The organism is Lactovum miscens (genome assembly GCF_014202895.1).
In the GTDB taxonomy this organism is placed as follows: Bacteria; Bacillota; Bacilli; order Lactobacillales; family Streptococcaceae; genus Lactovum; species Lactovum miscens.
This window is the reverse complement of the sequence record NZ_JACHHV010000001.1, coordinates 45,697-59,745: the sequence shown is the minus strand read 5'-3', so window position 1 is coordinate 59,745 and position 14,049 is coordinate 45,697. Positions and strand designations below refer to the sequence as shown.

At 36.6% G+C, this 14,049-nt stretch carries 13 protein-coding genes and 2 pseudogenes; all 15 read left to right on the top strand.

The window, feature by feature from the left end; genetic code table 11:
* The first annotated feature begins 423 nt into the window (after window positions 1-423).
* The 15 genes and pseudogenes from HNQ37_RS00300 to fabZ all read left to right on the top strand — a co-directional run bounded on the left by HNQ37_RS00300 (window position 424) and on the right by fabZ (window position 14,041).
* Complete coding sequence (locus HNQ37_RS00300; RefSeq protein WP_183538138.1) at window positions 424-1,083, top strand: LiaF domain-containing protein; 660 nt, start codon at window positions 424-426, stop codon at window positions 1,081-1,083.
* A 16-nt stretch (window positions 1,084-1,099) separates the two neighbouring features.
* The gene (locus HNQ37_RS00295; protein WP_183538136.1) at window positions 1,100-2,095 is read left to right on the top strand and encodes a sensor histidine kinase; all 996 of its coding nucleotides are present in this window, start codon (window positions 1,100-1,102) and stop codon (window positions 2,093-2,095) included.
* A gap of 29 nt (window positions 2,096-2,124) precedes the next feature.
* The gene (locus tag HNQ37_RS00290; protein ID WP_183538134.1) at window positions 2,125-2,769 is read left to right on the top strand and encodes a response regulator; all 645 of its coding nucleotides are present in this window, start codon (window positions 2,125-2,127) and stop codon (window positions 2,767-2,769) included.
* A gap of 26 nt (window positions 2,770-2,795) precedes the next feature.
* Window positions 2,796-4,183: pseudogene (locus tag HNQ37_RS08595) on the top strand (Cof-type HAD-IIB family hydrolase); the annotation flags it as partial.
* A 15-nt stretch (window positions 4,184-4,198) separates the two neighbouring features.
* Window positions 4,199-4,603, top strand: coding sequence for a CvfD/Ygs/GSP13 family RNA-binding post-transcriptional regulator (locus HNQ37_RS08590; RefSeq protein WP_246415531.1), 405 nt, complete (start codon window positions 4,199-4,201; stop codon window positions 4,601-4,603).
* A 112-nt stretch (window positions 4,604-4,715) separates the two neighbouring features.
* Window positions 4,716-5,327 carry a TVP38/TMEM64 family protein gene (locus HNQ37_RS00275; RefSeq protein WP_183538128.1) on the top strand — a complete coding sequence of 204 codons (612 nt, stop codon included), beginning with the start codon at window positions 4,716-4,718 and terminating at the stop codon, window positions 5,325-5,327.
* Window positions 5,328-5,457: 130 nt separating this feature from the next.
* Complete coding sequence (locus HNQ37_RS00270) at window positions 5,458-6,726, top strand: FtsW/RodA/SpoVE family cell cycle protein (protein ID WP_246415526.1); 1,269 nt, start codon at window positions 5,458-5,460, stop codon at window positions 6,724-6,726.
* A 238-nt stretch (window positions 6,727-6,964) separates the two neighbouring features.
* Window positions 6,965-7,132 (top strand): hypothetical protein, encoded by a 168-nt coding sequence (locus HNQ37_RS00265; protein ID WP_183538125.1) that lies wholly within the window; start codon window positions 6,965-6,967, stop codon window positions 7,130-7,132.
* A gap of 84 nt (window positions 7,133-7,216) precedes the next feature.
* A complete protein-coding gene (locus HNQ37_RS00260; protein ID WP_183538123.1) occupies window positions 7,217-8,122 on the top strand; it encodes a DMT family transporter in 906 nt (301 codons plus the stop codon).
* A 7-nt stretch (window positions 8,123-8,129) separates the two neighbouring features.
* A complete protein-coding gene (locus HNQ37_RS00255; RefSeq protein WP_183538120.1) occupies window positions 8,130-8,732 on the top strand; it encodes an HAD-IA family hydrolase in 603 nt (200 codons plus the stop codon).
* 728 nt (window positions 8,733-9,460) lie between these two features.
* A pseudogene (locus HNQ37_RS08445) lies at window positions 9,461-9,643 on the top strand (rhodanese-like domain-containing protein); the annotation flags it as partial.
* A 121-nt stretch (window positions 9,644-9,764) separates the two neighbouring features.
* Window positions 9,765-10,214, top strand: coding sequence for an RNA pyrophosphohydrolase (locus HNQ37_RS00245; protein WP_183538118.1), 450 nt, complete (start codon window positions 9,765-9,767; stop codon window positions 10,212-10,214).
* A 13-nt stretch (window positions 10,215-10,227) separates the two neighbouring features.
* Entirely contained in the window at window positions 10,228-12,306 is a 2,079-nt protein-coding gene (uvrB, locus tag HNQ37_RS00240; RefSeq protein WP_183538116.1) for an excinuclease ABC subunit UvrB, read from the top strand.
* Window positions 12,307-12,830: 524 nt separating this feature from the next.
* On the top strand, window positions 12,831-13,583 hold the full coding sequence (fabI, locus tag HNQ37_RS00235; protein ID WP_183538114.1) for an enoyl-ACP reductase FabI: 753 nt from the start codon (window positions 12,831-12,833) through the stop codon (window positions 13,581-13,583).
* Window positions 13,584-13,597: 14 nt separating this feature from the next.
* Complete coding sequence (gene fabZ, locus HNQ37_RS00230; protein ID WP_183538112.1) at window positions 13,598-14,041, top strand: 3-hydroxyacyl-ACP dehydratase FabZ; 444 nt, start codon at window positions 13,598-13,600, stop codon at window positions 14,039-14,041.
* Window positions 14,042-14,049: the final 8 nt, after the last annotated feature.

The window sequence follows — 14,049 nt, the reverse complement described above, 5'->3', positions numbered from 1 at the left end:
TGATATAAAAATAAGCTAAAAAATTATACTATTACTTGCTACAGCTTTACTTTTAATACTGATTTTTCAGAATATGCTAGAATTGGTTATATTTCAATGATTGAAGGAAAGCTTTATGAAAAGCTCAAACCAATTTTAGGTAAAAACAAAAAAATAAAAAGTCTTTTGATAAAAGATTTTTATCACATTTAGTCCATAGTCCAATCTACTTTCCAATTGACTTTACAAATGTAGTAGATTATAATCATTGGTAAAGCAACAACAAAATTGTTATTTCAAAAAACTTGCCAGCATTGACGGTTGACAAGATATCAAGATATGCTCGTATTGTAATTGGGACTCGTTAATTTTTTGAGTGAACTTTCTCTTGAATTTCAGCCTTATGGCTGATATTTTTTTAAAATTATCTGATAAAATAAGAGCATGAATAGACGAGTTACCTTTTTTGCAGTAATAGAAGCCTTTATAGTGCTTCTGTTACTGGTGGCGCTCTTTAGAAACGGATTTATCTTTTTTATAGGGATTGCCCTACTTTTTAGCTGGTTGGCTAATCGTTTTAATAGCCACATATTGGGAATCATTTGTGGTATCTTTTGGTTACTTACGGTTTTAGAGCTTTTTAAGACTGGTTATTTCTGGCTTGCGATTGCTTTCCCAGTTATCTTGGGAATTCTTTACTATCGAAAAAAAAATCCAAATGGAAATCAGTCTCACCAAAAATTTTACGAAGTGCCATATGTAGATTCTTTCAGCAAAGATCAAAGCCAGAGTCAGCACTTTAATCAAGGGGAAAATGAAAATAAAAATGAGATAATTGATCTTGGTGACATGCACTTCCATGAGTCTGGAAATAATCTATCTATTCGTAAAAATTCTGGTAATACAAAGATTATTGTTCCGGAAGATGTGGAATTAGCACTAAATATCAATGTCAATAAAGGCGTTGTTAGCGTCTTAGGAAAAATGACAAAAATTAATGATGTTCAGATTCGATATTTTTCTGATAATTATGAATCTGCTTCAAAGCGGGTGGCAATTATGATTCGGGTAGATAAAGGAAATGTTGACATTGTACGTGGGTAATTAGAAGGAGGCTATTTTGAAAAAAACAATTTTTACGACCTTCGCCCTTGCTTTTGTAATTCTTTTCTCACTTTCTTTAACCCTTTTTGCTTTTTTTGAACCAACAGTTTTCCATAATGGTGGCATGATGGATATGTCGGGAATGATGATTCCAGAAAATCTGACCAAAATTTGGCTGTTACTGTTTGTCTCAGGGCTTGTTTCCCTTGTGATAAGTCTGGTTAACTACGGCGAAAATATTAGGATTAGGCAAGACTTTGTCAAAGATATCGAAAGATTAAATATCAATGAAATTCCTTTAAATCCTGAAGTTGCTCAAGTTGCAAAACACATTCGAGATTTGACAGGAGAAATTCAGCGTTTATCCAATCCAAGTACAGAAATGCGTGCGGAGATCATTGAAGAAGAGCGAAAAAGAATATCAAGGGAGCTGCATGATTCAGTAAGTCAAGAACTCTTTGCTGCAACTATGATTTTGTCGTCGGTAGAAGGGTCAACTGACCTAAAAAGTATTCAATCCCAAACCTTACTTTCACTTAAAATTTTACATGAGGCTCAAAATGAAATGAGGGCTTTACTCTTACATTTGCGTCCTATTGAGTTGGATGGTAAATCTTTAAGCATCGGGTTGACTGGTCTAATAAATGAATTGACAGCTAAAATTTCTGCTAATATTAACTATCGATTAGATGATGTGCACAGTAGTCCTACAATAGAAGACAATCTTTTTCGGATGGCACAAGAGGTGCTATCGAATACACTACGCCATGCACATGCAGAAAATATAGATATTAGCCTTCGTGAAAATTTAAGAAATATTATTTTGACTATCGCAGATGATGGAATCGGATTTGACCAGACGGAAAAACGGGCAACTAGCTATGGTTTATCTAATCTTAAGGAACGTGCCTTATTACTAGGTGGACATTGTGATATCAATACAGCGCCAAACCATGGAACCAAGGTTGAAATTAGAGTTCCGAAAGTAAGTAATGACACGAGTAATGACTAAATAAAGCGTGATAATAGGAGAAGTAATTTATGGTAGACAAGATTAAAGTGATGATTGTGGACGATCATCAGATGGTTCGCTTAGGTCTTTCAAGTTTTATTAATGTTCAAGAGGATATTGAAGTCATTGAGGAGGCATCTGATGGCCAAGTTGGGGTTCTGAAGGCTGAAAAGTTCAAACCAGATGTAATTCTGATGGATCTGGTTATGGATCGCATGGACGGTATTACTGCAACAAAAATTATTCTAGAAAAGGACCCAAGTGCTCGTATTTTGATTTTGACTTCTTTTCTGGATGATGAAAAAGTTTTTCCAGCCCTAGCTGCAGGTGCCAAAGGTTATATTTTAAAGACCTCTCAGGCTCATGAAATTACTGAAGCTATAAGAAAAGTGGCTAATGGAGAAGATGTCTTATCTGAATCTGTTAAAGAAAAAATTGCAGAGCATGAACACCGTCCGCATGAGCTTTATGATGATTTGACCAGCCGAGAAATGGAAGTCCTTCGTGAGCTCGCAAAAGGAGAGTCCAACCAGGATATTGCTGATGCTCTTTACATATCATTGAAGACAGTAAAGACTCACGTCTCTAATATTTTCGTTAAGCTAAAAGTTGATGATCGTACTCAAGCAGCAATTTACGCGATGAATCATAAATTGGTTGAGAGTCAAGTCTGAAATGGAATTTTTGATATAATATAAATATGGAAGAATTGAAAAAAAGAGCAAAAGAAGTAAAAATTATTTTTTTTGACATTGATGACACATTACGTATAAAAGACACTGGGTTTATGCCAGATTCAGTCAACCTTGCCTTTGATAAATTACGAAAAAAGGGAATTTTAACTGGTATTGCAACTGGTCGAAACTTATCGGGTGTCGTCCCTGAAGTTCGAGCACTGAATCCGGATTTCTATGTTACCGCAAACGGAGCTTATATTGTGAATAGTTCAGGGGAGGTGGTTTATGATAATCCTTATTCTCCTGAGTTGGCCCAAGACCTCGTAGATTGGCTTAAATCTGTAGATTCAGAATATGTCTTTTATGGGAATAATGAGTTGGCCATTTCAAAGTGGGGTGACCTTGAGAGAGATGCCATGCAGATCATCTATGGTGATTTAAAAGTTGATCCGGATTTCAATAAATCAAATTCTGTATATCAAATCTTGTCACTGTCTGATCATGATGAAGATCTAGTCTTACCTGAAAAGTTTACGGACAAGGTTCGTCGTGTCCGTTGGCACCTTAATTCATGTGACATTGTCCCAATTAATGGAAACAAACGCGAAGGTTGTAAGATTGTCTTAGATAAATTGGGGCTCCCACTTGAAAGTATGATGAATTTTGGAGATGGTCCTAATGATCTTGAATTAGTTGATCTGCCAGGTCTCTTCGTTGCTATGGAGATCTCAGATGATCAGGTTCTCAAACAAGCCGACTATGTTACAAAAAAAGTAGAAGAAGATGGTGTACATAAAGCACTGGTAGAATTAGGAATTATTGAATGACATACCCACAATTAGATTTAAAGTCCACAAAAGGCACAATTGCTACAATTCATACTAATCTTGGTGATTTAAAGGTTCATTTTTTTGATGAACTCACTCCAAGAACTGTCAAGAATTTTTTAGAGCTGGCTAGGAATAACTATTACGATGGAATTGCTTTCCACAGGATAATTAATGAATTTATGATTCAAGGTGGTGACCCGACAGGAACTGGTGCTGGTGGTGAGTCAATCTATGGGAAACGTTTTGAAGATGAATTCTCGGACTTCTTATTTAACCTCCGTGGTGCATTATCAATGGCTAATGCTGGCCCAAACACTAATGGTTCACAGTTTTTTATCGTTCAAAAGTCAAATTCTGATTACTCAAAAGCTGACTTAGAATCTGCAGGTTGGCCAACTGAAATTGCAAAAGCCTATGCTGAGAGAGGTGGAACACCTCATTTGGATCGCAGACACACTGTCTTTGGTCAGTTGGCTGATGAAGCTTCTTTTGAGGTTCTTGACAAGATTGCAAATGTTAGCGTGGATCATAATGACCGCCCTCTTGAGAAGGTCTTTATTGAGTCAATTACAATTGAAGAAAAAAAAAAGAAAATTTTGAAGGCATCTGAAGATATTTTTCGGAAACATGAAGTAAAAATTGGTGACATTTTTGATGCAGAAGTGATTGGCGTACAGCCATATGGTTCCTTTGTAAAGTTTGACAAGGAAAAAAAGGGGCTAATTCACATTTCTGAAATTCAGTCAGGGTTTGTTAAAGACATTCATGAAGTTGTTGAGATTGGCCAAAAATTGAAGGTTCAAGTGATTGATTTTGATGAGTATTCAAGCAAGATTTCTTTATCTGCTCGTTCACTTGAAGAAGATCCTGAAATGCATAAGGCGCACCGAAAACATTTTGCCACAGATAGCCGCGAAGATATTGGCTTTAAGTCGTTGTCACACGAAATGTCAAAATGGGTTAAAGAAGCTGAGGACTATCTTCAAGCTAAAGAGTTTTAAGGCCCTGCAGAATCGGGTCAGTAAAGTCCGAGTCTGAATTCTAAACCGATTTCTTTTATAGAATTGGCAGTTTCTTCTGAATAATATTCTGAACTGATAGAGAGGGGAGGTTATGAATCCAGAGCTCGCAAAATTAATTAAACGAATTTTTAACATCATCTCTATATTAGGAATTTTGGCGACAGTTTTGGGCGCTGTGTATCTTTATCGAATTGGTGCCTTGACTAATCAGGCAGTTCTCAAAGATCTGGTGCTGGCTCATAAAATATTAGGCCCTTTTATCTTTGTTTCCATAACGATGATTGGAATTATTATCCCGATTATTCCTGGAGGGCTATCTCAAGCGGCAGGGGTACTTATTTTTGGTCCTGTGATGGGCTTTGTTTACAATTATATTGGAATTTGCTTTGGTTCACTAGGCTTATTTTATGTAGGAAGGAGATATGGCACGGTCCTGATTAGGACCTTTGTCAAAGAGAAGACCTATGAACGCTTTATGGGAATTTATGAGAGGAGTAATCGTCGGTTTGACTGGATTTTCTTTGCTCTAATTTGTTCTCCAATTGCTCCTGATGATGCCTTAGTAATGATTTCAAGCCAGACCAAAATGACTTATAAGTTTTTCATTTTCACTATATTCGTAGGAAAGATCCCATCAATATTGGCTTATTCATACGTGTTGATATATGGGGGTGAACTTGTAAAAAAACTAATTGGTGGTTAAAGTATCTCGAATTTAATTTCGAGTTTTTTTAAAGTTATCCATAAAAAATTAAAATATTGAAAATGAAAGAATTGAAAAATGTAAGAAAATAGAAATACTTATTTTCTGAAATGCATGATAGAATATGAGAATGGAAAATAGACCTCGGAATCGCAAACTTTTTAATGACTCTAGAATTGACTATGCATTGATTTTGCCTGTCTTTTTGCTGATTATTATTGGTTTTGTCGCCCTTGGCTTTTCACTGACAACGGACTACCCTCTAAAGGCCAATACGCTTTTGATACAACAGGGAGCATGGTTAATGATAGGAATTGCGGCTGCTTTCTTTGTAATGCATTTTGATGTGAGGGCACTTTGGCTTTTGGCACCGACGATTTATGTCATTGGCCTTGTCTTGATGGTGGTACCGATTTTCTTTTATAGTCCTGCAGTCTATATGGCGACGGGTGCTAAATCTTGGATCTCAATCCATGGTACAACCCTTTTTGAGCCATCAGAGCTGATGAAAGTAGCCTATATCCTCTTTTTATCAAGATTGGTCGTTAATTTCCGAGAGAAGAATAAAATTCAAAGTATTCGGACAGACTTATTCCTTATTGTGGAAATGATCCTTTCATTTCTTCCAATTGCCTTTGTCCTAGTTGGTCCTCATATGCAAAATGACTTTGGAACATTACTCGTATTCTTAGCCATTTTTGCAGGCATGCTGCTTATTTCAGGGGTGAGTTGGAAAATTCTCATGCCTCTTATTTTACTTTTCACAGCAATACTTGCGGCTGGAGTATATGTAATAATTACTCCAAATGGTCAACACTTCCTTAACAGCCTTGGTTTTCAATCTTACCAGTCAGCTCGGTTCCAAGCATGGCTTCACCCATTTGCTGATGTTCAGCAAAACTCTTATCAGCAATCTCAAGCCTTGATTTCAACGGCAGTAGGAGGGATGTTCGGAATCGGATCTGGAATTGGTCAGATCGCTGTTCCCGTTCGTGAGTCTGATATGATCTTCACAGTAATTGCTGGAGGTACAGGTTTTGTCGGTGCATCAATAGTGATCTTCCTTTATCTCTATCTAATCTATCGCATGATCCGTGCGACGTTTAGGGCTAATAATCTCTTCTATACATTGATTGCAACAGGGTTTACGATGATGCTTCTCTTTCATGTTTTTGAAAATATTGGAGCGATTGTTGGAATTTTACCTTTGACAGGTATTCCTTTGCCTTTTATCTCACAAGGTGGCTCAAACTTGATATCAAATATCATTGGTATCGGTTTGATCTTATCAATCAAGTATAACCAAGAATCTCCAGAACGTCGTGGTAAGACGCGTGACAAGTATCGACGTATGCTTGCCAAACGTATGGAACTAAACAAAAAGGTTACTCGAGAGTAGAGCTCACTTAACCATTTGGCAACATCATAGTTTTTGCCATTTTTAGTATGGTGTCTTATAAAAGATTTTCGAAAAAAATTGGATTTAAATTTTATTAATGAAATTTATACTACATATTCTGAAACACATTTGAGTATTTATTAGAAATCTTGTCAATAGTATTGTAGAACTTAAGGAAATCTGATAGAATCAATATCAGTATATTAACTTAAAATAAAGAACAAGGAAATTAGTCCCTATGGATAAGAAACAAATGCAAGAGAAATTAGCAGCAATTCGTGATGCTAAATCAAAAAACTCATTTCCCTATCAAAAGGACGGAGGAATGACAGGTACAAAGGCGACAGGTACAAATTCTCGTGGTGGAGGTGCATCAGGTGTACGTAAAATTGGATCTGGTGATTAAGTTTTAAGAATTATATAAACTCTGAAATTCTAGACTTTGAACTAGGATTTTTTTAAGCATGGGCTATAATAGCAAAGTATGACAATGACAAAAACTCAAAGACAAATATTTAAGGGAACACTCTATGCCCTTGTAGCTGGATGTCTTTGGGGAGTTTCTGGAATATTTGGACAGATTTTTTTCTCAACTTTCCACGGTGATGCTCTCTGGGTTACCTCATTTCGCTTGATTGTGGCTGGATTCTTTTTGCTGTTTATTTCTGCAATGCAAAAACCAATGAATTTTTTTGATATATGGAAAGACAAGTCGAATCTCCCGGTTTTCTTAGTTTATACCGTTTTTGGTGTTTTTAGTGTCCAATTCTCATATTATACTTGTATTCAATTTTCAAATTCTGCGACTGCAACGATCTTGCAGTATATTTCTCCCGTTTTTATTCTCTTATATTTTGCAATTTTTCATCATAAATTTCCCAAAAAGAAATCAATTTTTTGGGTGTTTCTAGCAATGATTGGTGTCTTCCTATTAATCACGGGTGGAAATGTTTCAAAATTATCAATTAATCCCATAGCACTAATTTCAGGTATTCTCGCGGCTATTGCAGTTGTCTTTTATTCATTGGCACCTTTCAACTTAATTGCCAAATATAGTGCAATTTCAGTTGCTGGTTGGGGATTTCTAGTTGCTGGAATTGGATCAAATATCATTCATCCAGTTTGGCAAGTTAACTACAAAATTTCAATTGAGTCGATTGCTTTGGTTTTAGGAATTGCCATTGTAGGGACAGCATTAGCTTTTCTAGCTTGGCTTCAAGCAATTAAGTATGTTTCACCCTTGGTAGCAACTGTGGCAGCGGCTACCGAACCGATAACATCAGTACTCATTAGTATTCCCCTCTTTGGACTCAAATTGAATTTCGTTACGGGTTTTGCTATGGTACTAGTTGTTGTTTCAGTAATTTTACTTTCTAAAGCTGAAGGAGAAGGTTAATTCAAATATGACTTACAAAAACTATATTTGGGACCTTGGAGGTACCCTACTTGATAACTATGAAGTCTCAACTCGGGCTTTTATCGCTGTACTATTTAGACACGGGTTCATCCGCCTTCACCACGAAATTTATCCTGCTCTGAAGGTGTCAACCGGTCACGCTGTTGAAAAATTTGCAAAAGAGATTCCAGGATTTTTGTCAGAATATAAAAAATTAGAAGCTGAGTCTTTGGAAAAACCTATCCTATTTGATGGTGGCAAAGATGTATTAGCTAAAGTCATTGAATCAGGCGGACAAAACTTTATGATTTCTCACCGAAATCGACAAGTACTGTCGATTCTTGAAAGTTCAGGAATTAAATTCTATTTTACAGAAGTTGTGACTTCCGAAAATGGTTTTCCAAGAAAGCCTCAGCCTAACTCAATTAACTATTTACTAGAAAAATATCAACTTGAGAAAGCTGATACCCTTGTGATTGGAGATCGTGAGATCGATATTGATGCAGGACATTCTGCAGGATGTTCTACGGTTTTCTTTGATTCAAGTGCAGTGAATGATAAGGCAACATACTCTGTTAAAAGCTTAAGAGAAATTTTGAAATTGAAATAAGTTTCATAAAATAGCATTAATTATGGATAGATTCTTGAAGATTTAGGATCAAACCTATTTTGAACATATTATTAAAAATTTTAATGCAGTAAACTGCTCATCCTTTATTCATAAATTTGCAAATTAAGTTTTGACAAGATATAAATAAAATTTACCTATTTAGAAAGATGAAAATGAATTGAGAAAAAATTTAGGCATTTTAAAGGATCTGACCAATCAAACCGCTTGAAAAATGTTAGCTTTTTGTTTAGTGATAGCTAGTGTGCTTACGATATTCTATCGTAAATTAGTTTTGCATAGGCAGCTTTTTTCTCATCGAAAAAGAGACAATGATTCACTTCACTATACACTGAATGAAAATTTTATCTTTGGTTTCAAGTGATCTTCAAAGAACTCTTATTTCAAAGTAAAAAGAAATATGTTTGTTTAAATAAAAGTACTTGGGACATCAATTATCATATGCAAATTGAGTCGTCAAAATGAAAATAATAATAATCTGATCAGTAGTTGCAAGTACAAGTGTGGCGACCAAAGCATGTCGAAATACTGAAACTGCACAAATTACTCTTTATGACAAAGACATAGATATCCCTATGCAGTACGTGTGATACCTTGTGCCTTAGGTGCTGAGGTTGCAGACTGAAAATACTGATATAACCGTGATATATATGCGTGCGCCAGGAAGTTGTACTAAAAATCATGTGCCCAAATTTGATTAACATTCCTTTTCTGATTTTCCTGAGAAATCTGAAACTCTTGATAAGAATAAATTTACAATCGTATACTGTAATAAAGGTGTAACTGGTAATGCTTCACAGAATGCCCTAAAAAATGTTGGTTTCAGAGAAGTTTATAATTTGTCAGGTGGAAATAAAAATTATCAAGAAATTGTTAAAAATATAAAGGATTAAATTAGAAAAAGCAAAGAAGATAATTACTTCTTCTCATTAATTCATTTATAGCTAATTATAATTTCATATTTGTAGTTTGGAAAAATGTTAAAATGGTTCTATCAATGATAGGAACAATTTTATGAGAAAATATCGCTCAAATGTGGCAGCAATTGTGATGAATTCCAATGGTAAGTTATTAATTTTCGAGCGCTCTGATCATCAAGGCTGGGGATTTCCTCAAGGTGGCAAAGAAGTTGGTGAAAGTGATGAAGAAACGCTCAAACGAGAAATTTCAGAAGAACTTGGGACGACGGATTATGAACTTCTAGCTAAAGCGCCAGATCTTTTACGCTATGAATTTGGTGAAGGCCTTAAACCACTTGGCACTGAATTTATCGGTCAAGAGCAACAATACTTCCTCATTCAACTTGGTCAGAATGTTCAGATCAATTTCAATACTTTTCCAGAGGAGATTGAATTTCTGAGTTGGAAGGAGCTTGGCTTAAAAGAGGTAGAGGCTATGAATTTTGGTGTTAAGAATAAGGTCTATCATCAGGTTTTAAAATATTTCCAAGAATTTTTGAAGTAAGTGAAGGTAAAAAATGTTTAAAAGAGAAGACAAGCATAGCTTCGATCTAGTGAGCAAGTATAGTCCGACAGGCGATCAGCCTAAAGCGATTGAAGCCCTTGTTGAAGGCATCGAAAATGGTGAAAAAGCACAGATTCTGCATGGTGCCACAGGTACGGGTAAGACTTTTACTATGTCAGAGGTCATTGCAAAAGTAAATAAGCCGACATTGGTTATCGCTCATAACAAAACCCTAGCTGGTCAGCTCTATGGTGAATTTAAAGAATTCTTTCCTAATAATCGTGTCGAATACTTTGTCAGCTATTATGATTACTATCAACCAGAAGCTTATGTCCCTTCTTCAGACACCTATATTGAAAAAGATTCTAGTGTCAATGACGAGATTGATAAACTCCGCCACTCAGCAACTTCAAGCCTACTTGAACGTAATGATGTTATAGTGGTGGCTTCAGTCAGCTGTATCTATGGTCTAGGATCACCAGTGGAATATCAAAAATCAGTTGTTTCAGTCCGTCCAGGTCAAGAAATCTCTCGCGACAAGTTTTTGAATGAATTAATTATGATTCAGTTTGAGAGAAACGACATTGATTTCCAACGTGGACGTTTCCGTGTTCGAGGGGATGTTGTTGAAGTTTTTCCTGCCTCAAATGATGAGCATGCTTTTCGTGTTGAATTCTTTGGTGATGAGATTGATCGTATTCGGGAAATTGATGTCTTAACTGGTCAAGCTCTGTCCGATGTTGATCATCTTTCCATTTTCCCAGCAACTCACTTTATGGTTGGCGATGAAGGCATGGAAGAAGCGATTGAACGCATTGAAACCGAGCTTCAAAAGCAGCTCAAGTTCTTTCGCGATGAAGGAAAACTGCTTGAAGCGCAACGTCTTGAACAAAGAACTAACTATGACGTTGAAATGATGCGGGAGCTAGGTTATTGCTCCGGTATAGAAAACTACAGTCGTCACATGGAAGGACGCTCCGAGGGTGAGCCACCATATACACTTATCGATTTCTTTCCCGATGATTTTTTGATTATGATTGATGAAAGTCATATGACAATGGGACAAATTAAAGGCATGTACAACGGAGATCGTGCCCGTAAGGAAATGCTAGTCAATTATGGTTTCCGCCTGCCTTCAGCGTTGGATAATCGCCCTTTACGGCGTGAAGAGTTTGAACAACATGTACATCAAATTGTATATGTGTCTGCGACACCAGGTGATTACGAATATGAGCAGACGGATACAATCGTCGAGCAAGTGATTCGTCCAACTGGTCTGCTTGATCCTGAAGTTGAAGTTCGCCCGATGATGGGACAAATTGATGATCTCTTAGGAGAAATTAATGCCCGAGTAGAAAAAAATGAACGTGTTTTTGTTACTACTCTGACCAAGAAGATGTCGGAAGACTTATCTGAATACTTCAAAGGGATGGGTGTTAAGGTTAAGTACATTCACTCTGACATTAAAACTCTTGAGCGTACCGAAATCATCCGGGATTTACGTCTTGGATTATTTGATGTCCTTATTGGAATAAACCTGCTTCGTGAAGGAATTGATGTGCCTGAAGTTTCCTTAGTTGCCATACTAGACGCAGATAAAGAAGGTTTTCTCAGAAATGAACGTGGTCTGATTCAGACCATCGGACGGGCTGCCCGGAACTCTAATGGACATGTTATCCTATATTCAGACATGGCTAAGCCACTTGATCCAGAGCGACCACAAGATAAAGAATTGCTGGATGGAGGATTTTACACTGAATATAACGGAGAGAAGTATAAAATTACAAAGTCTATGAAAAATGCGATGGACGAAACTACCCGCCGCCGTCAAATTCAGATAGCATACAATGATGAACATGGCATTACCCCACAAACCATTCACAAAGAAATCCGCGACTTAATTTCTGTAACGAAGAAACTTGAAAGTGGAGAAGTCGTTGAAATCAATCATCCGGAAGAAATGACTAAGAAGGAACGCAAAGAGCTTATTAAAAAACTTGAACGTGAAATGTCCGAAGCTGCTGGGCTTTTAGACTTTGAAGCTGCTGCCGAACTCAGAGATACAATCTTGGAAATCAAATCTATAGACTAAATCTATCTGTACTTTAGTTTTCAAAATAAAGAAGTACTTAGAATTGCTAAGATTTGAAGTCTACTTTTGATTGGCATTTCTACTGACTTAATAGCAGCAAAATGACTCAACAGGGTAAAAAATTTTTTTCGACTACTTCTAGGTTAACTATATAAAAAGAAGTATCTTTTGAATAATATTAAAGCTATCTAGAAAAGTACATATTTATAAATTTTATAGAAGTGAGGCGACTACATTTAACTAAGGTTGGATGGACAATAGAGAACTTTGACTAATAATTTCAACACCAAAAAAGAAATTATTGAGATGGTTTGGTGAACACCCACTTCCTTAGAATTACTAAAAAGTGCTTTTTTTGTTATGTTACTCCTATGCTGAAAAAGATGTAAATTTTCAGAAAACAAAAATACTTTGATGTTAATAGTTTGACAATCAAAGTATTATATTTTATAATCTAAAAGTCTTAAAAATAGTTTGGATTGGGTCATATGACCATCCCAGAGAATACTGTAACGAGGAGAATTATGTTTTTAAAAGATAAAAAGATTGTTGTCATGGGTGTAGCAAATAGTAGATCTATCGCTTGGGGTTGCGCAAAAGCCTTGAAAGCACAAGGAGCAACCTTGGTTTACACTTACCAAAATGAACGCATGGAAAAACAATTGGCAAAACTTGCTGAACCAGAAGACATGCTAGTAGAATGTGACGTTTCAAATGATGAATCAATTCGTCGCACATTTTCAACAATAGAGACTCGTTTTGGAAAAATTGACGGGCTTGTTCACGCGATCGCATACTCTAAAAAGGAAGAATTGACAGGAGATATTTCAAACGTTTCACGTGACGGCTATGGACTTGCTCAAGATGTTTCTGCCTTCAGCCTTTTGGCCGTATCCAAAGCCGTTAAGCCATTATTGAACAAAGGGGCTGGTATCGTAACGTTGACATATATGGGTTCAGAACGTGCTATCCCTAACTACAACGTCATGGGAATTGCTAAAGCTGCTCTAGAAGCATCTGTTCGTTATTTAGCCGTTGAATTTGGTAAAATCGGTGTCCACGTCAATGCAATTTCTGCTGGTGCTATCAAGACCCTAGCTGTTTCAGGTGTAGACGGCTACAAAGGACTTATCAGAGAATCTGATAGTCGTACTGTAGATGGTGAAGGCATCACGATTGAAGAAATTGGTGAAGTTGCTGCATTCCTTGTAAGTCCACTAGCTGCGGGTGTCATCGGCGATATCATTTACGTTGATAAAGGTGTACACTTAACTTAAGGAGGGCAAATAAAATGCCAGTTTTTAACGCACAAGAAGTTGCAGAAATCATCCCTAACCGTTATCCTATTCTCTTTATTGACTACGTGGATAGCATGGACGAGAATAAGATTGTTGCAACGAAGAACGTCACAATCAATGAACAAATCTTCAGTGGTCATTTTCCAGGAAACCCAACTTTCCCAGGTGTCTTGATTCTTGAAAGTCTTGCTCAAGCTGGTTCTATTTTGATCCTCAAAAAGCCAGGATTTGAAGGGAAAATGGCTTATATAGGAGGCATCGATAAAGCTAAATTCCGTAAAAAAGTAATCCCTGGTGACGTCATGAAACTCCACTTTGAAATTACTAAGTTTCGTGGAAAAGTGGGTATTGCTCATGCAGAGGCACGCGTAGAGGACAAAAAAGTCGCTGAATGTGAATTTACATTTATCGTAGATGAGGCCGCAGTACAGGAATGACAGATAAT

Excerpts from the sequence above, each read along its gene's own strand:
- HNQ37_RS00300 (WP_183538138.1), top strand. The coding sequence starts at position 424 with ATGAATAGACGAGTTACCTTTTTTGCAGTAATAGAAGCCTTTATAGTG.
- HNQ37_RS00290 (WP_183538134.1), top strand. The coding sequence starts at position 2,125 with ATGGTAGACAAGATTAAAGTGATGATTGTGGACGATCATCAGATGGTT.
- HNQ37_RS00275 (WP_183538128.1), top strand. The coding sequence starts at position 4,716 with ATGAATCCAGAGCTCGCAAAATTAATTAAACGAATTTTTAACATCATC.
- HNQ37_RS00270 (WP_246415526.1), top strand. The coding sequence starts at position 5,458 with ATGGAAAATAGACCTCGGAATCGCAAACTTTTTAATGACTCTAGAATT.
- HNQ37_RS00265 (WP_183538125.1), top strand. The coding sequence starts at position 6,965 with ATGGATAAGAAACAAATGCAAGAGAAATTAGCAGCAATTCGTGATGCT.
- HNQ37_RS00260 (WP_183538123.1), top strand. The coding sequence starts at position 7,217 with ATGACAAAAACTCAAAGACAAATATTTAAGGGAACACTCTATGCCCTT.
- HNQ37_RS00255 (WP_183538120.1), top strand. The coding sequence starts at position 8,130 with ATGACTTACAAAAACTATATTTGGGACCTTGGAGGTACCCTACTTGAT.
- HNQ37_RS00245 (WP_183538118.1), top strand. The coding sequence starts at position 9,765 with ATGAGAAAATATCGCTCAAATGTGGCAGCAATTGTGATGAATTCCAAT.
- uvrB (WP_183538116.1), top strand. The coding sequence starts at position 10,228 with ATGTTTAAAAGAGAAGACAAGCATAGCTTCGATCTAGTGAGCAAGTAT.
- fabI (WP_183538114.1), top strand. The coding sequence starts at position 12,831 with ATGTTTTTAAAAGATAAAAAGATTGTTGTCATGGGTGTAGCAAATAGT.
- fabZ (WP_183538112.1), top strand. The coding sequence starts at position 13,598 with ATGCCAGTTTTTAACGCACAAGAAGTTGCAGAAATCATCCCTAACCGT.